This is a genomic window from Sorangiineae bacterium MSr11367 (genome assembly GCA_037157805.1).
In the GTDB taxonomy this organism is placed as follows: Bacteria; Myxococcota_A; Polyangia; order Polyangiales; family Polyangiaceae; genus Pendulispora; species Pendulispora rubella.
This window is the reverse complement of the sequence record CP089983.1, coordinates 3653351-3673358: the sequence shown is the minus strand read 5'-3', so window position 1 is coordinate 3673358 and position 20008 is coordinate 3653351. Positions and strand designations below refer to the sequence as shown.

Annotated in this window: 22 protein-coding genes; 10 read left to right on the top strand and 12 right to left on the bottom strand. The window is 64.5% G+C overall.

Annotated elements, in window-relative coordinates:
- The first annotated feature begins 233 nt into the window (after nt 1-233).
- Together LVJ94_14725 and LVJ94_14720 are read left to right on the top strand one after the other, a co-directional pair.
- Nucleotides 234-2471 carry a fused MFS/spermidine synthase gene (locus LVJ94_14725; GenBank protein ID WXB08487.1) on the top strand — a complete coding sequence of 746 codons (2238 nt, stop codon included), beginning with the start codon at nt 234-236 and terminating at the stop codon, nt 2469-2471.
- 11 nt (nt 2472-2482) lie between these two features.
- A complete protein-coding gene (locus LVJ94_14720; protein WXB08486.1) occupies nt 2483-3481 on the top strand; it encodes a DUF4132 domain-containing protein in 999 nt (332 codons plus the stop codon).
- A 1-nt stretch (nt 3482) separates the two neighbouring features.
- Here LVJ94_14720 and LVJ94_14715 read toward each other — a convergent pair whose 3' ends face one another.
- From LVJ94_14715 to LVJ94_14705, 3 genes are all read right to left on the bottom strand, one after another.
- The gene (locus LVJ94_14715) at nt 3483-3647 is read right to left on the bottom strand and encodes a hypothetical protein (protein WXB08485.1); all 165 of its coding nucleotides are present in this window, start codon (nt 3645-3647) and stop codon (nt 3483-3485) included.
- Nucleotides 3648-3802: 155 nt separating this feature from the next.
- Entirely contained in the window at nt 3803-4255 is a 453-nt protein-coding gene (locus LVJ94_14710; GenBank protein WXB08484.1) for a hypothetical protein, read from the bottom strand.
- A 55-nt stretch (nt 4256-4310) separates the two neighbouring features.
- On the bottom strand, nt 4311-5777 hold the full coding sequence (locus LVJ94_14705; protein WXB08483.1) for an amidohydrolase family protein: 1467 nt from the start codon (nt 5775-5777) through the stop codon (nt 4311-4313).
- A 180-nt stretch (nt 5778-5957) separates the two neighbouring features.
- Between LVJ94_14705 and LVJ94_14700 the strand changes: the two genes are divergently transcribed.
- Entirely contained in the window at nt 5958-6119 is a 162-nt protein-coding gene (locus LVJ94_14700; protein ID WXB08482.1) for a Flp family type IVb pilin, read from the top strand.
- 42 nt (nt 6120-6161) lie between these two features.
- Here the strand turns inward: LVJ94_14700 and LVJ94_14695 are convergent, their stop codons facing one another.
- Nucleotides 6162-6890 carry a DsbA family oxidoreductase gene (locus tag LVJ94_14695; protein ID WXB08481.1) on the bottom strand — a complete coding sequence of 243 codons (729 nt, stop codon included), beginning with the start codon at nt 6888-6890 and terminating at the stop codon, nt 6162-6164.
- A gap of 156 nt (nt 6891-7046) precedes the next feature.
- Here LVJ94_14695 and LVJ94_14690 point away from each other — a divergent pair, with 156 nt between their 5' ends.
- From LVJ94_14690 to LVJ94_14675, 4 genes are all read left to right on the top strand, one after another.
- Nucleotides 7047-7208 (top strand): Flp family type IVb pilin, encoded by a 162-nt coding sequence (locus LVJ94_14690; protein ID WXB08480.1) that lies wholly within the window; start codon nt 7047-7049, stop codon nt 7206-7208.
- An 84-nt stretch (nt 7209-7292) separates the two neighbouring features.
- Nucleotides 7293-8096, top strand: a complete 804-nt coding sequence (gene hisN, locus LVJ94_14685; GenBank protein WXB08479.1) for a histidinol-phosphatase — start codon at nt 7293-7295, stop codon at nt 8094-8096.
- A gap of 170 nt (nt 8097-8266) precedes the next feature.
- Nucleotides 8267-8428, top strand: coding sequence for a Flp family type IVb pilin (locus LVJ94_14680; protein WXB08478.1), 162 nt, complete (start codon nt 8267-8269; stop codon nt 8426-8428).
- 266 nt (nt 8429-8694) lie between these two features.
- Nucleotides 8695-8856 carry a Flp family type IVb pilin gene (locus LVJ94_14675; protein WXB08477.1) on the top strand — a complete coding sequence of 54 codons (162 nt, stop codon included), beginning with the start codon at nt 8695-8697 and terminating at the stop codon, nt 8854-8856.
- 71 nt (nt 8857-8927) lie between these two features.
- On the opposite strand, the gene LVJ94_14670 is transcribed toward LVJ94_14675, so the two are convergent.
- Nucleotides 8928-11522 (bottom strand): insulinase family protein, encoded by a 2595-nt coding sequence (locus tag LVJ94_14670; GenBank protein WXB08476.1) that lies wholly within the window; start codon nt 11520-11522, stop codon nt 8928-8930.
- A 219-nt stretch (nt 11523-11741) separates the two neighbouring features.
- Here LVJ94_14670 and LVJ94_14665 point away from each other — a divergent pair, with 219 nt between their 5' ends.
- The gene (locus tag LVJ94_14665) at nt 11742-11903 is read left to right on the top strand and encodes a Flp family type IVb pilin (protein ID WXB08475.1); all 162 of its coding nucleotides are present in this window, start codon (nt 11742-11744) and stop codon (nt 11901-11903) included.
- 159 nt (nt 11904-12062) lie between these two features.
- Here LVJ94_14665 and LVJ94_14660 read toward each other — a convergent pair whose 3' ends face one another.
- A complete protein-coding gene (locus LVJ94_14660) occupies nt 12063-12698 on the bottom strand; it encodes a thiopurine S-methyltransferase (GenBank protein ID WXB08474.1) in 636 nt (211 codons plus the stop codon).
- 67 nt (nt 12699-12765) lie between these two features.
- Between LVJ94_14660 and LVJ94_14655 the strand changes: the two genes are divergently transcribed.
- A complete protein-coding gene (locus LVJ94_14655; protein WXB08473.1) occupies nt 12766-13413 on the top strand; it encodes a DUF2185 domain-containing protein in 648 nt (215 codons plus the stop codon).
- 906 nt (nt 13414-14319) lie between these two features.
- On the opposite strand, the gene LVJ94_14650 is transcribed toward LVJ94_14655, so the two are convergent.
- The 6 genes from LVJ94_14650 to LVJ94_14625 all read right to left on the bottom strand — a co-directional run bounded on the left by LVJ94_14650 (nt 14320) and on the right by LVJ94_14625 (nt 19198).
- Nucleotides 14320-15768 (bottom strand): alkaline phosphatase family protein, encoded by a 1449-nt coding sequence (locus LVJ94_14650; GenBank protein ID WXB08472.1) that lies wholly within the window; start codon nt 15766-15768, stop codon nt 14320-14322.
- 65 nt (nt 15769-15833) lie between these two features.
- Entirely contained in the window at nt 15834-16454 is a 621-nt protein-coding gene (locus tag LVJ94_14645; protein WXB08471.1) for a TetR/AcrR family transcriptional regulator, read from the bottom strand.
- Between the two features lie 81 nt (nt 16455-16535).
- The gene (locus LVJ94_14640) at nt 16536-17309 is read right to left on the bottom strand and encodes a hypothetical protein (GenBank protein ID WXB08470.1); all 774 of its coding nucleotides are present in this window, start codon (nt 17307-17309) and stop codon (nt 16536-16538) included.
- A gap of 158 nt (nt 17310-17467) precedes the next feature.
- Nucleotides 17468-18220, bottom strand: a complete 753-nt coding sequence (locus LVJ94_14635) for a hypothetical protein (GenBank protein ID WXB08469.1) — start codon at nt 18218-18220, stop codon at nt 17468-17470.
- Between the two features lie 21 nt (nt 18221-18241).
- A complete protein-coding gene (locus LVJ94_14630; GenBank protein WXB08468.1) occupies nt 18242-18655 on the bottom strand; it encodes a DUF6184 family natural product biosynthesis lipoprotein in 414 nt (137 codons plus the stop codon).
- 66 nt (nt 18656-18721) lie between these two features.
- Entirely contained in the window at nt 18722-19198 is a 477-nt protein-coding gene (locus LVJ94_14625; protein WXB08467.1) for a MarR family transcriptional regulator, read from the bottom strand.
- A gap of 93 nt (nt 19199-19291) precedes the next feature.
- Between LVJ94_14625 and LVJ94_14620 the strand changes: the two genes are divergently transcribed.
- Nucleotides 19292-20008, top strand: a complete 717-nt coding sequence (locus LVJ94_14620) for a DUF4336 domain-containing protein (protein WXB08466.1) — start codon at nt 19292-19294, stop codon at nt 20006-20008.

Sequence of the window (20008 nt, the reverse complement as noted above, 5' to 3'; positions counted from 1 at the left end):
ATGTCGATCCACCATGGCGCACGCGCGGTTCATGCGCAGTCCGCGCGGTCGTTGCGCGGCGCGAACGCCGTCGTGCGTGCGTAGCGACACGCCGAACGCCCGGTTGTCGATACGCATCCGAGAAATCACGAAGCGTGAATCGAACGCGGCCAATGGATGCCGGAGCAACGGATTTTGACAGTGGGAATTCGATGCGCCCGCGGTGACGGCATGCCCCTGGCTAAGGCGCGGGCATGGACCCTCGGCACTCGAAACGCGGGCTCCGCTTCGCGCTCGCTCTGTTTGCCAGCGCGTTTCTGCTCTTCTCCATCGAACCGATGGTCGCCAAGTCGATCACGCCGCTGCTCGGCGGGACGCCGGCGGTGTGGATCTCGTGCATGCTCTTCTTCCAGGCGCTGCTGCTCGCCGGGTACATGTATGTACACACATCTCTCGGTTGGCTCGGTGCCCGCAGGCAGGCGCTCGTCCAGCTCGTCTTGGTGGGCCTGCCGCTCCTCGCGTTGCCGGCGGTGGTCGACTCGGAGCAGGTGCGCAGCTGGAACGACACCACGAACCCGACGTTCTCGGTGCTCCTCTTGCTCGCGCGCACGGTGGGCCCGGCGTTCGCCATTCTGTCGATGAGCGGCCCGCTCCTGCAAGGCTGGTTCGCCGCACTACCGCCGTCGGATCCCTCCAAGGCCGGCGCACGCGATCCCTACGTGCTCTACGCGGCCAGCAACGCGGGGAGCGTGGTGGCACTGGCCGCGTATCCCTTTCTCATCGAGCCGTTCATCGGATTGAAACGGCAATTCGCCGTTTGGCATAATGGGTATTTCGCCTTCGTCGTGTTGGTGGCCATGTCGGCCCTGCCGCTGTTGATGCCGCGCCGGCCCGGCGACGTGGAGCCCGCAACCTCGACGCCACGGCCCGACGAAACGCCGTCGGAGCGCCGCCAGCGCGTTCGCTGGCGCTCGCGGATCACGTGGGCGGCCCTCGCCTTCGTGCCCTCCACGTACATGATGGGGGTCACCACGTTCATCACCACGGACGTGGCGCCGATTCCGCTCTTTTGGGTGCTGCCGCTGTTGCTCTATTTGGTGACGTTCATCCTCGTCTTCGCGAAGCGGCAGCTCTTCAGCGACGCCATTCTCGATCGGGCCATCGTCATCGGCCTCACGCTGTCGGTGGCGGCCAGCGTTCTCGGCGGGGCGTGGTCGACCATTTTGGTGCATCTTGCAACCTTCTTCTTCGTCGCGCTCTTCTGCCATGTGCGGCTCGTCCGCATGCGGCCGGATGCCAGCGAGCTGACGGATTTCTTCCTCTGGCTCTCCATCGGCGGTGCCCTCGGCGGGCTTCTCAACGGGGTCATCGCGCCGACGTTCTTCTCCCGCTCCCTGGAGTTCCCCATCGCGCTGGTGCTCGCGGGCCTCTGCCGCGTCGGTTCCAAGCTCGCGGAAACGACCTCGCGCGCGCGGCTGCTCGATGGCGCCATCCCCCTCGGCGTCGGGGCGCTCCTCTTCGCCGTCCTCTACTTCGGAGAAAAGCGCGACCTCACCGACTCGCCGCTCTACGTCCTCGCGGTGGCCATTCCGTTCGTCCTCAATTACGCCTCGCGCGCCCGCGTCCCGCGCTTCGCCTTGGGCATCGGGGCCATCCTGCTCGCGACGGGGCTGCACACCGGATCGATGTCTGGGCTTCTGTACATCGACCGCAACTTCTTCGGTGTGATCCGCGTGGCCGAGAACAAAGGTTTCCACGTGTTCTCGAGCGGCAACATCATCCACGGCATCCAATACACGGCCCCCGAACGCCGGCGCGATCCCCTCGCCTACTACCATCGACGCGGCCCTCTCGGGGACGTGTTCCAAGCCTACGGCGACCGGCTCCATTCCGTCGGCGTCGTTGGCCTCGGCGCAGGAACCATGGCGGCGTACGCCAAGGCGGATCAGACGTGGACCTTCTACGAGATCAACCCCGCCGTCGTGCGGGTGGCACAGACGCCGAGCCTCTTCACGTACCTGTCCGACGCGTTTCCCCACGAGCGCGGGCTGCGCGTCGAAGTGGGCGATGCGCGGCTTCGCATCGAGGAGGCTCGCGATGCATCGTACTCGCTCATCGTGCTCGATGCGTTCAGCTCCGATGCGGTGCCCGTTCATCTGCTCACGCGCGAAGCCATCGACTTGTACAAGCGCAAGCTCGAGCCCCATGGCCTTCTCGCGTTCCACATTTCGAATCGGTTTCTCCGACTCGGCCCGGTGATGGCCAGCATTGCAGGCGACCGCGCCCTGCACTTGGTGGGCAAGAGCCTTCTGTCGCCGAGCAAAGAGCTGCTCGACGACGGGCTCCAGCCCTCCACGTGGCTGGTGATGTCCGAAAGCGCCGACACGCTCGAGCCGCTCGTGCAGCGCGGATATCAGGCGGTCCACGCCAAGGAGGGCATGCGCGTTTGGACCGACGATTACTCGGATATCATCGGCGCCTATCGACTTTAGCGCGGGTGAACATGGGAACTCGTTCGAAACAAGAGCCACGGGCCGCATTGGGCGACGAGCGCAGGGACGTTTGCGACGGCGGACTCGAGGCGGCCATGCTCGAGGGTCGCCCGATGACGCTCGAGGCCATTCGCGGCGACCTGGCAGGCGGCGCGTTGGTGGTGCGGGCGGCGGACGGTACGCTCGCGATGGTGACGGCGTCGACCATCATGACCCCGGCGGGCGTGCCCAAGGAGCTCGAGGAAAGCGCTGCGCTCACGGTCGTGCATCCCGCCGATCTCACGGATGCCGAACGGGGTGCGCTGTGGATACTCCTCGTGGACGGCGGCGCTCTCCAACCGATTCTGCAACTCGCGCGGGCCGTGCATCGCGTGGCCGAGAAAGGGAGCACTTCCGTCACGCTCCCCGTACGCGGTGGCCGCTCCGCCAAACCCTTCTGGAAAAAGGGCTGGAAGCCCATCTTCGAGGAAGAGGGATGGGACCGCGCGGCATCCGAATCCGAGAAGGAGTACCCCTTTTTCGGGCTCAAAGCGCGTTGGGAACACGCGCCCACCATCGCCGCGAGCTGGGAGTCGTACGAGCATCCCCAGCCATCGGAGACCGAAACCCTCTCGTTTACCCGAGACGGTGCATGGATATCGCTCGGTGAAGTCCCCGCCCGTCTGTACAGCGAAGTGGTGTGCGAGCTCGTCCCGGAGAGCGCCGCGGAAGTGGCGGCGCGCAAACGGCTCGCGAACACAGCGCGCAAGCCAAAAGAAGAGCTCCGCGCGACGACCTTCGATCGCGTTTCGGATCGCATCCTCCAACTTCGAAGTTCCCGCAATCGAGCCATCGACGCCGGGCGCGCCATCGAGCGCCTGGGGGACGCCGCGATCCGCACCGTCGAGCTCATAGCAACAGCCAAGGCCGCCGACACGGCGTCGCTCGCTCGAGCATTGGGTTGTGACCTTGCCGAAGCGGAAAAGACGCTTCTCGCCATCGAAAGCGCGATCAGCAAACGTCGCAAATGAACTAAAGCGTCGACGTATCGGTCTCGACACCGAGGAGGATGCGGCCGGCGATGGTCGTGCTCGTGCCGCTCACCATCACGTGCTGCGTGATGACGTGCACGTCGCGGAAGTAGCGCTGCAGCGGGTTCGTCGCATAGATCCGCCGTACGCCTTGGGAACGAGCCACTTGAAAACGCCGGTTCGGGCGAGCGCCTCCACCGCGTCGGGCGGGAGGCGACGCGCAGCCTCGATGCGTGGGGCGAGCTCCGAAACGACCTTCGCGGCGCTACGGGCGCGCGACAGAAGGTTGCTGTCGATCGACATCGTCCGAACGTACCATGTTCAACGGCAGTACGAGGCGGGTGGCTGGCACTCGTCGCGGCACGACGAGCACGCGTAGTTGCGCTCGCAGTTCGCCAAATTGATGTAGAGCTGCTGGCCGGCGGGATCGCCCGCGGCCTGGTTGATGTACGCCTGCGAACAGACCAGATCGAAGTCGTTGCAGTTGCCGTTCACGAGCTGCTGAAGCGTCACGCAGGTATCGCTCTGGTTGCAGTAGGTCTGCTGCACGGTGCACATGGGCTGCAGGCAGGCCACGCACGCGAACGGATCGTACGGGCCACCGTCGCCCGCGTCGCTGACGCCGCCATCGGGAAAAGGATTGCCCGTTGGCCCGTTGTAGCGACGCGGTTTCAAAAACTCGTCGCACGCAACGGCCGCGATGCCCAAGACGAAGGTGAGCGCGCCCAGCGCGAGCACATCCCGCGCACGACGGCCGTTCTGTAAAGTTAACATGCGTTCAAGTATTGTGGGTGAACCCCCCGTGTCGAGTTAAGTAGCCTGCCGCGTCTTACATTCCCCGTTCGGATCGCTTGTAGATTTTGCCCGCGCGCATCACGAACGCAACGTGCTCGGTCTGCCGGATGTCCTTGAGCGGATTGCCCGGCACCGCCACGACGTCCGCGAGCTTCCCCTTTTCGAGGGTCCCCGTTTGCGCGGCAATACCGAGTAGCGTCGCACCCGCCGACGTGGCGGCGCGAAGTGCGGCCGCCGGGGTCATGCCGCCCCCCGTCATGAGGGCGAACTCCTGCGCATTGATGCCGTGCGGCGAGACGCCCGAGTCGGTGCCGAAGGCCACGGTGACGCCGGCGCGCATGGCATCTTTGAACATCTGCTCATGCGCTGCAAAAGCGGCCTTCGCCTTGGCCTGAATCGGCGGCGGGAACTTGTCCAACTTGCCGCCGGTGTACGCGCCCGCGAGAAAGGTGGGCACGAGGACGGTCCCCTTGGACTTCATCAGCGCAAGGGTCGGCGGCTTCAAGAACGACGCATGCTCGATGGAGTCGACCCCCGCGGTGACCGCGAGCTTCGCCGCACTGTCGCCATGGCAGTGCGCGGCGACCTTCTTGCCGAGGCGATGCGCTTCCTCGACGATGGCGCGCAGCTCCTCCAACGTGAGTTGCGGCGTATCGACGGCGTCGGCGAGCGACAAGACGCCGCCCGAGGCCATCACCTTGATGAGATCGGCCCCGTATTTCACCTGCTCGCGCACGGCGGCACGGCACGATTCGGGGCCGTTGCAAATGCCCTCGTACACGCCGGGCTCTTTCATGCGCGCGGGCGGATACGGATCTTGGTCCGCGTGCCCACCCGTCGCACCGATGGGATGCACCGCGACGAGCATGCGCGGGCCTGGAACGAGTCCCGCTTCGATGGCATTGCGAAGCCCGACGTCGAGAAGCTCTTCGGAGCCGAGATCGCGGATGGTGGTGAAGCCCGCCTCGAGAAGCTTCTTCGCCGACGCCGCACCGTAAAACGCTTGCTCGGCGGGAAAGCGATGCAGAAACTGGTACGAGTCGCGGTAAAAGTTGTCGCTCGCTTCGAAGGTGACGTGCGTGTGCGCGTCGATGAAGCCTGGCAGCAAGGTGCTGTCGCCGAGATCGATCTGCTCGGCGTCACCCGGTGGGGTGACCGTCTTTCCCACCTGCGTGATCAGCCCATTTTCGACGAGCAGGGCAACGCCGCCTTCGACGACCCGGTCGGCCTTTCCATCGAAGAGACGCGCGGCCCGCAGGACGATGGCGCGCTGCTTGGGCAGTGCCGACGGATCGACCGGCGCGGCGGCCGCCACCTCCGGAGCTCGCGCCACGTCGTCCTGCGCCGTGGTCGATGCCGCGTGCGGTGCCGAGGGGGCCGGGGCTGCGCCGCCGCATCCGGGGGCGAAGGCCAGAGAAGCCAGTGACGAGAGCGAAGCGAGGAGGGTGAACAACCTGCGAGGGGACGTGAAATGGCGCATCGGCAGCGACGATAGGCCCATTTTGGATCGTCGATTACCCCCCAATGAACGGACGCCGGTCCACGTTTGGAGGCCCTCGGGGTCATTTTTCTCGAGAATCTCGAGCACGAGGGCCTGGCACGGAGCGTGTACTAGGTGTCTTCCGAAGCACGCAACGACGCAGTACCCCCCTAAAAAACGACGATAACCAGGAGAATTCCTATGAACAAAGACATCATGAAGCTGGTCAAGGACGAGAAGGGTGCAACCGCGATCGAATACGGCTTGCTCCTCGTCGCCATTCTCCTCATCGTCGCTGGCGCCTACAAGAAGCTCGGCAAGGCCGTCAAAGGCGCTGCCAACGACGCCAAGGGCGAGTTCTGATCGTCGTTTCCTAGAAAGAGTTCGCCAAGCGGCGGCGAAGGCTCATGGGCCTTCGGCGCCGTTTGCCTTTTGTGCTTCGCGCGCTCGCGCGATGGCCGCACGCAGGACGTCCGCGGGTTGGGCGCCCGAGACGGCGAGCTTTCCGTCGAAGACGAAGAACGGGACACCGTTGATGCCGCCCTCGCTGGCGTGGCGGGCCTCTTCGTGCGTGAGCGTGCGCTCCTCGGGATCGCGAAGGAGGCGCACGGCTTCGTCCGCGTCGAACCCGTGGCGGGTGGCGATGCCGGCCAAGGTGTCGATGTCGCTGATGTTCTTCACCTCGACGAAGTGCGCCTCGAACAGCGCACGCGCCAAGGCGCGCTGCGTTCCCTTGGCCGCCGCATGGCGAAGCAAGGTGTGGGCGGACTCCGTGCGGTAAATCTTCGGCTGCTTCGACGGATCGAGATCCAAGCCGCTTTCGCGCGCGGCCGCCGTGACGGTTGCAAAGGCCCGCTCGGGTTCGACCCCGTACTTGCGGCGCAGGCGGTCGCGGATGCTCTCCCCTTCCGGCGGAACGGTGGGGTCGAGCATGAACGTGCGGTAATTCACCACCACGTCGCCTTCCGAGGCGAGCACTTGGTCGAGGCGATGCGAGCCGATGAAGCACCAAGGGCAGACGATGTCGGAGAAGAGGTCTATCTCGAGTTGGGCCATGATCACCGCCGGATCTGCGGCCACGACGCGCGCCTCGCAAGGCACACCGGAGTAACCGCTCGCCGGTTTGCCGTTCAATGAACGGATGTGCGTCCAGCCTTTTCGGGGTTTTGCTTGCGAATTTCTCGAGGATTTCGCGCCCGAAGGCCTGGCACGGAGCGTGTAATAGCTATCTCTCGAAGCACGCAGCGACGCAGTACCCCCTAAAAAACGACGACAACCAGGAGAATTCCTATGAACAAAGACATCATGCAGCTGGTCAAGGACGAGAAGGGTGCAACCGCCATCGAATACGGCCTGCTCCTCGTCGCCATTCTCCTGATCGTCGCCGGCGCCTACAAGAAGCTCGGCAAGGCGGTCAAGGGCGCTGCGAACGACGCCAAGGGCGAGTTCTGATCGCTTTTCATCAGCTCGTTTGAAGAGTTTTGCGGCGGTGAAGGATTTCCCTTCACCGCCGTTTCGTTTTGTACCATCGCGCGCATGACCTCCTATGCAAGCGATCTCGATCTCGCGTTGCGCTTGGCCGATGCGGCCGACGCGGTGACCCGTACCCGTTTTCGCGCGTCCGACTTGCGCGTGGAGCGTAAGCCCGATCGGACGCCGGTCACCGATGCCGATCTGGCGGTGGAAGACGCGGTTCGGGCGGTGCTCGGCCAAGAGCGGCCCGACGATGGCATCGCGGGCGAGGAACGTGGCGGCAGCATCGGCCAGGGTCGAACCTGGGTGCTCGACCCCATCGATGGGACGAAGAACTTTCTGCGCGGCGTGCCCGCGTGGGCCACGCTGATTGCGCTGCTGGACGGTGGACGCGCCGTGGTGGGCGTCGTCAGCGCCCCTGCCCTCGGCCAGCGCTGGTGGGCTTCCTCGGGCGCTGGCGCGTGGACGCGCAAGCAGACCGACGAGAAGCGCGAGCCGCGCAAGCTTGCCGTCTCCGCCGTGGGTGCGCTCTCCGATGCGTACCTGTCGACGACGCACCTCAATTCATGGGCGGAGTTCCACTCGCGCGAGAAGTACCTGGCACTGGTCGATGCCGTGTGGGAGACGCGCGCCTTTGGCGACTTCTGGCAACACTGCTTGGTGGCCGAAGGTGCCATCGACCTTGCCGCCGAGGCCATCGTGAATCCGTGGGACGTGGCACCTCTCAAGGTCATCGTGGAGGAAGCCGGCGGCGCCTTCTCGGATCTATCGGGTGCCGACCACCTGGGCGGCTCCGTGTTGACGTCGAATGGCCGCCTTCACCAGGCCGCGCTCGCGATTCTTGGATCGCCGGTGACCCCCCAATGAACCGATCGCGGTTCACCGTCTGCGGGTAGGACGGGCCGATTTTCCTCGAGGATTGTCGCGCGGAAGCGTCCGCAACGGGTTGGCACGAAGCGTGTACTAAGGGCCCGCCGAAGCACGCAGCGACGCAGTACCTACCCCCCTAAAAAACGACGACAACCAGGAGAATTCCTATGAACAAAGACATCATGAAGCTGGTCAAAGACGAGAAGGGTGCAACCGCCATCGAATACGGCTTGCTCCTCGTCGCCATTCTCCTCATCGTCGCAGGCGCTTACAAGAAGCTCGGCAAGGCCGTCAAAGGCGCCGCCAACGACGCCAAGGGCGAGTTCTGATCATCTAGATTTTTTCGGTTTATCGCTCACGGCGACGGAGACTCGGTCTTCGTCGCCGTTTTGCTTTTTGTCGCCTGCCATCCGCCCCGCTCGGCCATTTGCCGTTCAATGAACCGATGTCCGTCCAGCCTTTTCGGACTTTTGCATGCGAATTTCTCGAGAAATTCACAAACGAATCGATGGCACGGACTGTGTAATAGTTAGTTTTCGAAGCACGCAACGACGCAGTACCCCCCTAAAAAACGACGATAACCAGGAGAATTCCTATGAACAAAGACATCATGAAGCTGGTCAAGGACGAGAAGGGTGCAACCGCCATCGAATACGGCTTGCTCCTCGTCGCCATTCTCCTGATCGTCGCCGGCGCCTACAAGAAGCTCGGCAAGGCCGTCAAAGGCGCTGCCAACGACGCCAAGGGCGAGTTCTGATCATCTAGATTTTTTCGGCTTATCGCTCACGGCGACGGAGACTCGGTCTTCGTCGCCGTTTTGCTTTTTGTTCAACGGCTTTCGGTCATGCACGCGCGGACGTCATCCTGGACGTCTTTCGCCGTCGTCGCAGCAATGTATTGCGCGGCGTGGTCGAGGCTCTCCAGCGGAAAACCGAGGTTCGCCGTATCCATCACGGCACGTGCGATCTGGGCATTGGTGCTGTACGCCAGGGTGCGCGCACGCGCGGCCCGCAGTTTGGCCCACGCGAGCGTGATCGGATCGATAGGCACCTCTCCAAGGCTGCGCAGCGATTGGGTCATCGCCGCAACGGTGGTCGCCAGCCCGTCACGCTCCACGGCGGTCGACACCTCGAGGTAGGAGGTGCCGCCGTGAAGCACACGTGCCTCGGCAACGACGTCGGGGGCGCTGCCAGTCTGCTGGTAGACGACATCCGCCACTCGAACTTCGACGAGACGGGCAACGACGTCGCGACGCGAAAGCTCCGACGCCGTAGTCGTAGCTGGCAATATGCAACCAAGCCTTACATGCGTCTGGGTTGCATTTGGTAGACTGGACGAAGACACTTGCAGCCCGGCTCGACGTGGACCGGCAGCGAGCACGGTGGGCGGCGAGCTTCGGCCCATTGACCAAGCCCCAAACTCGGCGCGGGCGAGTCGTTCGACCTCGGCGGGGTCCACGTCACCGATGATCACGAGGGTGCCGTTGTTCGGCACCCGATTGACGTTGAGCCAGGCCAACGCTGCCTGGGGCGTTGCGGCCGCGAGCTCCCGTGCGGTGGGCAGGAGCCCCTGCGAGTAACCCTCGAGCAAAGCCCGAATATAGCGCCGATACTCGGCCACCTCGGCACTCTCCCTCGTGCGGCGAGCGCGCAAGCGCGTCCAATCGTCTGTGTCGACCGTTGTGGCCCGCGCGACGTACCCCATGGTCGAGAGCATTTCACCAACACCTCGAGCGACGCCTTCGAACGCGTATTGCGTTTTGTCGAACGTGGAACGGCCCCGAGGCACGGCCTCGGGCTCGGGGCGGCCCGCAGCGTAGCCGTGGGTGAACAACGACGCCAGATAGGCGGCGGCCGGTTGCGCCGCGGTGGCGTACCCACCGCGGAACAAGAAATCGACGGCGACCATCGAGGCCGCATCGCGCCGACCGATAACGACGTCCAAGCCATTCGCAAACGACAATCGCTGGTACGCCCCCGCTCCGGGACCGGGAGCGAGGTCGTGCAATCGCGCTTCGTCGATACTCAAAGGAGAGGTGTCCTCTTCCCCGACGGCATACTTGCCAATCGGTCTCGCGGGGGCCACCCCACCTTCGGATGCTGATGCAACGTAAATGGCGCGTGCGCGCTCTGGCGCGAGGTACTGGTGGACGTACTGGGTGAAGGTGGTGTTCTCGAGGTTGACCAGTCTGTCGATGCCTTCGGCGAAGGTCCCCGCATTCTGGGTGAAGTGCGTGGTGAGCGCCCGTTCCCTGCCGCGACGCACGAGGTTCTCGGTTTCGAACAGATTGCCAAGTGCCCACGTCTTGCGAGGCGTGAACCTTTCGTCGTCGTTGCCCCACTGCTTCTCGATCCAAACTGCGCGCGCTCTCGCGAGAACCCGTTCGAGACTCTTCTCCGGGTGGTCGCCCTGGGAAAGCTCTACGCGAACGGCCAGCATCGTCGCCTCTTTGCCAGGAAGAACGCGCGCATCCACCGCAAAAATGTCATCATCCTCCCCGTCCCAGAGGCGCGTGTCAGCTTCCTCTTTCAGCATCTGGACCAGCTGAATGTCCCGATCGACGGCACGGGGTAGCGACCACGCGATCCAGATCTCGGGATGCGCCACCCGTCCCACAGTGCGCGAGAGACGTGTCGGCGGCGGGGCGGGCGGCTCGGGGACCGGCGCCGGGACCGGCATGCGACGTCCAAGGCCCGGACGATGGAGCAACTCCGCAGGGAGGACGCCCTCCAAGGTGCGATCGACCGTCGCAAGATCGATGTCGCCGACGATGACCAAGGTCATGTTTGCGGGTTGGTAGTGGGCTTTGATGAAGCCCGAAACGTCGCTCGCCTGAATCGACGCCAGACTCGCCACGGTTCCGAGGCTCGGTCGTGCATACGGGTGTCCCGGCGGGAACACTGCGCGCTGCAACGACGCAAGCACGTCGCCGGAAAAACCGGTTTCGTTGCGCGCGGCCAATTCATCGCGCACCACACGAAGCTCGTCAGCGAGCATTTCCGGCATCAGATTAGCCACCGGTGCGAGCATCCGCATCCCCTCCAAGCGGAGCAACTCGCTCAACGCGGAAGCCGGGCCGAACTCCTCATAGAGCGTCGCGTCCATCGTGGTGTTCGCGTTCCACTCGGCGGCGTAGGCGCGCTCCAGCAGGCGACGAAAGCTCGACCGCGCAAAGGGCCGCGAGCGAAACGAAAGATGCTCGACGACGTGCGCGAGGCCTTCCTTACCCATCGGATCGCTCGCGGAACCTCCATCAACGACCAGGAACAAGCCCACGACGGGGGATGTCGCATCCCGCTCGGCCACGACGCGCAATCCAGATGGGAACACCATCTGCCGCACCACCGATGGCCCGGCGCCCACCGGCGAACGCGCAGGCTCGAGCGAGGCCTTGCAGCCCGCGAGCACGGTCGCGAGAAGCACGAACAGCGTCCAGATGCCGAAAGGCGCCCATTTCGCGCGAACTCTCCCGCGTTTGCCGTTCAATGAACCCCTCCGCGTCCAGCCTTTTGGGCTTTTTTCGAGCGAATTTCTCGAGAAACTCGGGTCCGCGCGCCTGGCACGGAGCGTGTAATAGCTATCTCCCGAAGCACGCAACGACGCAGTACCCCCTAAAAAACGACGACAACCAGGAGAATTCCTATGAACAAAGACATCATGCAGTTGGTCAAGGACGAGAAGGGTGCAACCGCCATCGAATACGGCTTGCTCCTCGTCGCCATTCTCCTGATCGTTGCCGGCGCCTACAAGAAGCTCGGCAAGGCTGTCAAGGGCGCCGCGAACGACGCCAAGGGCGAGTTCTGATCGTCTAGGTTTCCGCTTTTCAAAGAGACTTATGCGTGCGGCGACGAAGACCCGGTCTTCGTCGCCGTTCGCCTTTAACGGACCTTGGACTCGTTGCATCGGCAACTAGATCGTCCGGCGCACGATCGCGGTTGCGCGAAAAGGCGCGCCGGCGCGGTTTCAATATTGGACGAAGAAGCAGCGATCCTTGGCCTCGATGCCCGCGTCGTGGAGTTTCGTGACCACACTTGGACCTTCGCTCAGGAGTTCCACGGTGAGCCCTCGGTAGTGCTCGCGCAGCTCCGATTCCAAGACGGCGAAAGGCGGGCCGGCCATGCGCGCTTGGTCGTACTCGATGGTGACCACGAGCCCCGGAGCCCCCGTCGGCAGCAGGGTGCGCAGATGGCGCGCGTAGCGAACACGCATCTCGTGCGGTAGCGCTACCAGCGCGGCGCGATCGTAGAGCGTGTCGATGGGGCCGAGCAGCTCGGGCGTGGTGGCGAACATGTCACCCACGAGCACGGTGATGGTCCCTGCCGAATAGGCGGTCAACGGACCGCGCGGGGTCACCTTCGGTGTCGCGCCATGCTCGGCGAAGAACGCGCGCGCCGCATCCTCGACGAGCTCCACGCCGACCACATGGTGGCCGCGCCCCGCGAGGTAGGCGAGATCTTCCGCTTTGCCACAGAGCGGAACGAGGATGCGCCGGCCATCGCCCAGTCGCTCCGCGTGGCGCGTCAGGTAGGTGTTCGCGTGGCCTTCGTGAAATGCGATTTTTCCTGTGGTCCATCGTTCGGTCCAAAACGTCGCGTCCATGGTGGCCAATTTTCTCACAACTCGACGCGCGCGTGGGTCGACAGATCAAGCGGGAGGTGGCTCGATCGTGGCTGAGGAACTAGGTACGTACCGCGCAAGGCTGGGAAACCATGCCGTCTCCCTGACGTGCCGTTCCGACTTCGAAGACAAGGCGCGGGCATTCCTCGACACCCTGGCCGAGCTCGATGCGCAACCCGGCGCTGCGATTTTCTTCGGCGGATTGCTCTTTCGCATCGCCCCCACACCCAGCGGTTTGGAGGTTCGCCAGCCCGACTATTTGGCAGAAGCGCCGCCCAAAGCGGGGCCAGGGGCCGAAGACGCTTGGGCGACGTGGGTGGCCGACGTGAGCGACGCACTCGTCCTTCTCACGGCACAGCTCCGGGTGACCAGCATCATTGGGGTCGAGCCTTGCGATTACCGCATCGACCAGACCATCACCGTGCTCAAGGCCGCCATCGAGCAAGAGCGCTTTTACATGGTACGGCAGGAGCCTTCTTCGCCGAACGATTCCGGCTGGTACCTGGGCTCGGCCGAAGATGCCCCGCAGGACCACGCGCCCACCAACTACACCGTGGTGCCGCTGGCCGCGCTTTTTCGCATGCGGCCAGCCGCACTCCGGGTCCTCGCCCTCCCGCCCGGCTTCTTGGCCCGCTTCGAGGGCGACGCCCTCGTGGGCGTGGGCAACGAGAAGGACGAGGAAGTCTACGCGCGCTAGAGCGCACGCCACGATGCGCCGCCGTCTTCGGTGCGATACAGCCTGCTCTGGGTGGAACGCGCCCGCTCGCGAAGGGCCATTCTCGGTTTTCGCCACGCGCGGGGGCCCCTAAAGAGAAGCGCGGGCGCGAGGCGGGTGCGGAGGTGCGCGCACCGGCGTGCCGCGTTATGCCGCAGTGCGCATGCCGGGCTGCGCCGGGGTCCCTGTCTCGGGCGGGCAGTCCTACGGCGAGTTTCTCTTGAAGAGGGCACAGCTACGCGAAGGGCGGGCGGGGTACAAACGGGTGCGTGATCGCGCGTTCCGCGCAATCTCAGACGGTCTTCTTCTGGACTTCTCTCTGCCAGATAAAAATGAGGGTAGGAAAAGTTCCGGTGGATGCGAGCAGTTGTTTGCGCAGCTTCCCCAACGTGGATGTCGGCCACCGGTCCGCGCCCGCTGCGCTTCCCGTCACCGTCCACGTGTTGTTCCCGCTCGCTGGACTCCCGTAGGAGTGGCTCCGCGCGTAAGAGGGCACGTGGAGGGCTGTTGCCTCCCGCTCTGACCTTGTGGCAACCCATCATCTCAATCTGCGACCTTGCGGGCGCGGCATCCGGAGCACCGCACACCAAGATCTGCCCCAGCGCATTGCCAGTTTGGGGCCAGTTCCGATCCACCGAATGATGCGACGTTTTGGTATGTCCCCCCTGTCCCAGACGAATCGGGCCTGTCCCGGGACACCCCGCACGACCAACGAGGCTCACCCCGGACACGCTCGGCGAGAGGTCCCCTCGTCTTCGGCCACCGGCACTTCGCCGCGGCGCCCGTATCGCGCGGGGAGCCGCGGCCGGCCACCCGGCCTCCCCCTTGACGATTCGGTGAAGGCCCTCACCCCGGCGAGCGAGGGCGCACTGCGACGCTGGCAAAGCTCTAGTTTCCGAACTTGAAGGCGTGCGCGGAAAGATCGGCCTGACCACCGACGCGGGCGTTGAGGTCCGGGAGACCCCAGCGCTTCTCGATCAGCTTTAGGATGGCCGTCGTATCGTAAGCGGTGGAGTCGACTCCCCCCTTGGCGAAGGGCGAAATGATGATCGCGGGAATGCGCGAGCCGGGGCCCCACTTGTCGGTCGTGGGGGGCGCGACATGGTCCCAGAAGCCGCCGTTCTCGTCGTAGGTGACGATGATCGCCGTGTCGTTCCACGTCGAACTGTTCATCACGTCCTTGATCAGATCGATGGTGTGGTTCTGCCCGCGCACCATGTTCGCGTACTTCGGGTGCTCGTTGTCCACGCCGACCGGCTTCACGAACGACACCGCGGGCAACGTGCCCGCCTTGGCGGCGGCGATGAAATCCGCCTCGTCCTTGAGGTGCTTCGTCTTCGCCGCCGTCCCATCGGCATAGTTCTCGAAATAGATGAACGGCTGATGGTGATATTGAAACAGCGGATCGGCATTGCCTGCGATGGCGGCGTTCCACCCGCCGGAGTACCAAGCCCAATCCACACTGGCCGCGTCCAACTGATCGCCAATGGTGGGAATCTCCGATTGCTTCTGATTCGGCAGGTACCGCGTCTTCGTCTCGTCGATCGTCGGATGCGGCAGGTTCACCGAGAAGATCGTATTCACGGCGTAACCATCCGGCGTCAGGATGCCGTCCTTGGTCATGCGCCCGTTGGTGTCGAGCTGCGCCTTCATGAAGTCGGGCGCGCCTTCGAAGTGCGGCGTCGCCCCGGCGATGAGCCAAATGTGGTTCAGGAAGGAGCCACCGAACGCCGCGTGGAAGAAGTGGTCGCAGACCGTCACCTGCGACGGAATGGTGTTCAGGAACTTCACGAAGGGCAGATCGGCCGTGGGGTAAACGCCCATCGCAAGGCCCTTGCTCTCGTCGTTGTAGGCAACGAACGAGTCCATCTTGCCGGCGTTGATCTGCATCTGCTCGTGGTAAAAGCGATGCGTCACGTCCTTCGTGGTCACCTGGTCGTTGGTCACGTACTTCGTCAGATCGAACGGACCATTGTCGATTTCGCCATCCGGAACCTTGGGATCGTTCTGCGGCAACTTCGCATACGCCGTGTTCGTCGGATCGACCTGTATGCCCTTCGTCCCGACCGCGGCTAGGCCCTCGGCGCCGGGGTAGCTTCCGTACAAATTGTCGAAGCTGTGGTTCTCGAGGAAGATGACCACGACGTGTTTGATCGAGGAGAGCGTCGACGGCCCGGCGTCCTGTCCCGCATCCTGCCCGGCATCGGGGCTCACCGTAACGTCGGTGCCTGCATCCGGCGGGGGAGAATGGACGAGCGTGTCGTCCGAGCTGCACGCACCCAGCGTGGTCGCAACACACGCACCCAAGGCAACAATCGAAAACGGTAGCTTCCTCATCGGAAGCGCGAGCTTAGACCAGCGCGACCGGTCGCGAATACACCCTAGTGTGAGCTTGTAAAAGTCTACTGGGACTTCTTTTGGAGACCACCGAAGGCGACTTCGATCATGGCCTCCGCGTGGGCGTCGTCGAGCGACGCGTGGCCTACGAGCAGGCGGTAAATCATCGGGCCGAAGATGAGATCCATGCCGATGTCCATGTCGATATCTTCTCGGATTTCGCCGCGTTCGACGCCACGTTGCCAGAGGATGCTCGTCTCGTCGCGCCGGGCGCGAAGGAAGCGTTCGCGAAACACCTCGAGAAACTCGGGATCACTTTGGCCCTCGGCCACGAATTGGCGAAACGTCTTTCCGGCGGGGCTCGTGTAGAAGCGGATCACGGCTTCGAGCTCCAGCTTGAAGTCTTCCACGGCGGAGCCGGTGTCGGGCATCCCTACATTCATCCGCATGTTCGCGAGGAACGCGTCCAACGCGACCAGGTTCTTGTTCGGCCACCACTTGTAGAGCGTGGCCTTGCTCACACCGGCGCGCTGCACGATGGCGTCCGCGGTCACTTCACGCAGCGACTTTTTCTTCAGGAGCTCCGTCGTCGCGGACAGAATGGCCGCTTCGCACTCGGAGCTGCGTTGGCGTCCGCGAGGTTTGGACTCGGGCGGGGCAATGCTGGATGCGTTTTTGGCCATCATGACGACACGGTCGAGGGTGGGGACATTATAGAAACTATACGTACAGTTTTTCTCTCCGGAAATTTTTTTTCGGCTTATTCTTCAGCGGATCGAGGCCTTCGCGACTTTGACGCTGGCGCTCTGCGTCACCGCGGGGCGGGCGTTCAGCGAGGGCTCGTAGAAGCTCGACGTCGAAGCAACATAGGTGCCCACGGCCGGCTTCTCGCTGTACGCGGCCACGGTGGAGGCGTCCTCGATCTTCATCGGCGAGGCGACCTTGGTCGGGGCGATCAGCACGACAGGGCGCGCGTTGGGCGAAGGCTGGTACGAGGTGGAGGGATCGTAGCTCGAGGCGGACGGCGCGGGCGCGGGCTTGGCCACGGCTTTCGGCGCGGGAGCGGCCGCCTTGGTGCCGGTGAGGATCGCGCCGGTGACGGTAACCGGGGGCGCCACGGCGAGCGGGCGCGAATTCGGCGACGGTTGGTACGTGCTGGAGGGATCGTAGCTGGCAACGCGCGCGGTCGCGGGCTTCTCGCTGCGAACGCCGTCCACGATGACGCCGGTCACGGTGACCGGAGGCTGCACCGCCAGCGGGCGCGAGTTCGGGGAAGGCTGGTACGTGCTGGACGGGTCAAAGCTGGCGAAGCGGGGCGCCGAAACGGCCTTCGGTGAGGCCTGCAGGCCGGCGTTGCCGACCTGGCCGGTCACGGTAACGGGGGGCTGCACCGCCAGCGGACGCGAGTTCGGCGACGGTTGGTAGTAGCTGGAAGGGTCGTAACTGGTCGACGACGGCGACTCGGCAAAGGCCTGCGTCGACACGCTCACGAGACCAACGGCAACGGCGGCGACCAACGAGGCAACACGGAACGATTTCATGGCGGTTCTCCGAAGGATTGTTTGGAAACTGATCGTTCAGTTTCACACAAGGGAGAACATAAACTGGACGTTTAGTATTACAAGGCCCCGTCGGACGTTTTTCTACGCGCAAAAACCGCGCGATTTATGTATGAGTCCGCCTCATACGGGCGAGCCTGTCACTTCGGAAGCTTGCCCTGGAGCTCGCCAAGAAGCGCCTCCAGATCCGGATTCTCGGCCATCATTTCCTGCGCCTTCTTCAGGGCGGCCTGAAAGTCTTCCGGGGCGATCTCGGGAAAGGCTGGCGCGGCCGGGGCCTGCGGCGCGCCCGGCACGTTGGGCACGTTGCCCATCAGTTTCTTCACGGCGTCCTCGAGGCCTCCCATCTGCGGGAGGGCTTTCTCGAGGTTCGTTTGCGCCTCGGCGAAAGCTTCTGGGTCGCCGGAGAAGACCGCGCGGGTCATCTGCTGCACGAGCGCAGGATCGAGCGCACCCATGATCTCGCCGAGGGCCGCGTCCAAGCTTCCCGCGGGGGCGTTGCGCAGGCGCTCGGGCACGTAGCCATCCGGCACGATGGGCGCCCACTCGCCGGCATCGCCCACGCGCTCGACCAGGGCATCGTAGGTCTCCGTGTTCGCACCGTGCGATGCGACGTCGGGAACGACGAAGATGCCACGCGTGTCGCGGTGCTCGTCGAACAGCGGGCCGAGAAGCTGCCGCACGAGAAGCGAGAGCTCGTCGCCCGGCGTCGCGAAGGGTGCGCCCGTGAGGATGCACACGGCGTCCGCAAGCGGGCGCACGCGCAACGGCACGCCGTTCTTCCCCGTGAAGAGAAGATCGGGCAGCGCCGCCGGCGCGTCCGGCGCCGGGGCGAGCTCCGCGTGAAGGCGCGAGGGGGCAAGGCGAAGAACGGCTACGGCGTCGATTCCCATCCGCGCATCATAGGCCAGCCTTTAGCCTCCCAGCGAGCCCCGTTGGAGTCGGACGCAGAGCTTCTCCGCCCGGCACGCCTTGACCTGGGGAATGCTCTCGAGCGATTCGGCGCAGGGCTCCCGTGCCAGCGCCTCGTGGCATTCCTCGTACGCGCGGTGGTCGATGGCGCCCGCGCACCCGCCGGCCTGGAGCTCGCTCTGGGTGGCGCGGTGCCCTTCGAGGACGCACGTGTTGCGATCCGGAACGCGCCGGCAGGACGCTTGCCGATCGCAGCGCGCGGCGGCGAGCGCATGCACGGCGCCGTCGATCTCCATCCAGGCGGCCCCCGTGGTCTCGGTGGTGCCGACGCGGGGCGGGGCGCTGCTGCAGCCCAAAGGCACCATCGCGAGGGCCATCGTCGAGGCCGCGAGTGTGCATCGAAGTTGGTAGAGCATGGTGTCCTCCGAGCAGGACGCGGCTGCAAATCGAGTACCGGCAGCGTGGTCGTGTCCCCTACTCCCCTATCCTTTTCGTTCCGCAGCCTCCTCGTTGGCGACGATGGCCGCGAGGGCCTCGTGGAGTGCGGTCATGCGCGGCGCGCCGATGACGGCGCGCATCTCGTCGCCCACCTCGGCAAGAACGGCGAGGCCGTCGAGGAGGGCCTTTTGCCCGCGCTTGCTGTAGCGCACGAGTTTGGCGCGCGCGTCCGCGGGATCGGGAACGCGCTCGAGCATGCCCATCGCTTCGAGCTCGTCCACGAGCTGCCCGACGGCCTGCTTCGTCACACCGAGGCGTTTTGCGATATCGGTGAGACGGGTGCCCTCGAGATCGATGTGCGGGAACAACGCGGTGTGCGCGACACGGACCGGTTGACCCGAGCGCGCGCGCACGCGTTCGATGGCGCGCTCGTTGAGCAAGCGCGCCGCCTTGAAGAGCAGCTGCACCGTGGACCGAGATTTCTCGGCCTCGAGCTGTTTGCGGTACGCATCCGTGGGCATCGTTCGATGGGGATACGATGGGCTCGGGGCCATGGTCAAGTAGCCTTGACAATATAGTCAGGCATGCTTGACTATATCCTACGGAGGAGCGACATGCTGCGGACCATCACGGACGATCTCTGGACCCTCGAGGGCCACATTCGACTGAGCGGGGGAATGCTCATGCCGGCACGGGCAACGTTCCTGCGCCTTGGCGGGGACGAGCTGCTCGTGCACTCGCCGCTTGCCATCGACGACGAGACGGCGCGCGAAGTTTCGCGCATCGGCAAGGTGTCGAGCATCGTGGCGCCGAACTGCATGCACCATCTTTTTCTGCGGGACGCAATGATGCGGTGGCCGGAGGCGCGCGTGTTCGGCCCCGCCGGGCTGGAGCGCAAGAGCAAGGGACTCCCCTTCGAGGTGCTGCCGGCGGAGGGGCCGATGCTCGATGGATCGGTCGCGGTGCGCCGCATCGACGGTGCGCCATCGATGACGGAGCACGTCTTTTTCCACCCGCGTTCGCGGACGTTGCTGGTGTCCGACTTGGTTTTCAACCTCCACGCATCGCCGGGCCTCTCGCTGCAGTTCTTCCTGCGTCTCGTCGGGGCGTGGAAAAAGCTGGCGCAGAGCCGGGTGTGGAAACTTTTGGCCAAGGACCGGGCTGCGGCATCCCAGAGCGTTCACGATGTCCTGCATTGGGACTTCGACCGGCTCGTGATGGCTCATGGCGACATCGTCGAGACGGGGGCCCATGCCGAGCTGGAAAGCGCTCTTGCGTGGATGCGAGCGTCGGCAGACGCTCCCCTTTTGCCGAGGGCGAGCACGCGATAA

What these genes read in the sequence shown, in the direction of transcription:
- LVJ94_14725 (WXB08487.1), top strand. Translation starts at nt 234, where the DNA reads ATGGACCCTCGGCACTCGAAACGCGGGCTCCGCTTCGCGCTCGCTCTG.
- LVJ94_14720 (WXB08486.1), top strand. Translation starts at nt 2,483, where the DNA reads ATGGGAACTCGTTCGAAACAAGAGCCACGGGCCGCATTGGGCGACGAG.
- LVJ94_14710 (WXB08484.1), bottom strand. Translation starts at nt 4,255, where the DNA reads ATGTTAACTTTACAGAACGGCCGTCGTGCGCGGGATGTGCTCGCGCTG.
- LVJ94_14705 (WXB08483.1), bottom strand. Translation starts at nt 5,777, where the DNA reads ATGGGCCTATCGTCGCTGCCGATGCGCCATTTCACGTCCCCTCGCAGG.
- LVJ94_14700 (WXB08482.1), top strand. Translation starts at nt 5,958, where the DNA reads ATGAACAAAGACATCATGAAGCTGGTCAAGGACGAGAAGGGTGCAACC.
- LVJ94_14690 (WXB08480.1), top strand. Translation starts at nt 7,047, where the DNA reads ATGAACAAAGACATCATGCAGCTGGTCAAGGACGAGAAGGGTGCAACC.
- hisN (WXB08479.1), top strand. Translation starts at nt 7,293, where the DNA reads ATGACCTCCTATGCAAGCGATCTCGATCTCGCGTTGCGCTTGGCCGAT.
- LVJ94_14680 (WXB08478.1), top strand. Translation starts at nt 8,267, where the DNA reads ATGAACAAAGACATCATGAAGCTGGTCAAAGACGAGAAGGGTGCAACC.
- LVJ94_14675 (WXB08477.1), top strand. Translation starts at nt 8,695, where the DNA reads ATGAACAAAGACATCATGAAGCTGGTCAAGGACGAGAAGGGTGCAACC.
- LVJ94_14665 (WXB08475.1), top strand. Translation starts at nt 11,742, where the DNA reads ATGAACAAAGACATCATGCAGTTGGTCAAGGACGAGAAGGGTGCAACC.
- LVJ94_14660 (WXB08474.1), bottom strand. Translation starts at nt 12,698, where the DNA reads ATGGACGCGACGTTTTGGACCGAACGATGGACCACAGGAAAAATCGCA.
- LVJ94_14650 (WXB08472.1), bottom strand. Translation starts at nt 15,768, where the DNA reads ATGAGGAAGCTACCGTTTTCGATTGTTGCCTTGGGTGCGTGTGTTGCG.
- LVJ94_14645 (WXB08471.1), bottom strand. Translation starts at nt 16,454, where the DNA reads ATGATGGCCAAAAACGCATCCAGCATTGCCCCGCCCGAGTCCAAACCT.
- LVJ94_14640 (WXB08470.1), bottom strand. Translation starts at nt 17,309, where the DNA reads ATGAAATCGTTCCGTGTTGCCTCGTTGGTCGCCGCCGTTGCCGTTGGT.
- LVJ94_14635 (WXB08469.1), bottom strand. Translation starts at nt 18,220, where the DNA reads ATGGGAATCGACGCCGTAGCCGTTCTTCGCCTTGCCCCCTCGCGCCTT.
- LVJ94_14630 (WXB08468.1), bottom strand. Translation starts at nt 18,655, where the DNA reads ATGCTCTACCAACTTCGATGCACACTCGCGGCCTCGACGATGGCCCTC.
- LVJ94_14625 (WXB08467.1), bottom strand. Translation starts at nt 19,198, where the DNA reads ATGCCCACGGATGCGTACCGCAAACAGCTCGAGGCCGAGAAATCTCGG.
- LVJ94_14620 (WXB08466.1), top strand. Translation starts at nt 19,292, where the DNA reads ATGCTGCGGACCATCACGGACGATCTCTGGACCCTCGAGGGCCACATT.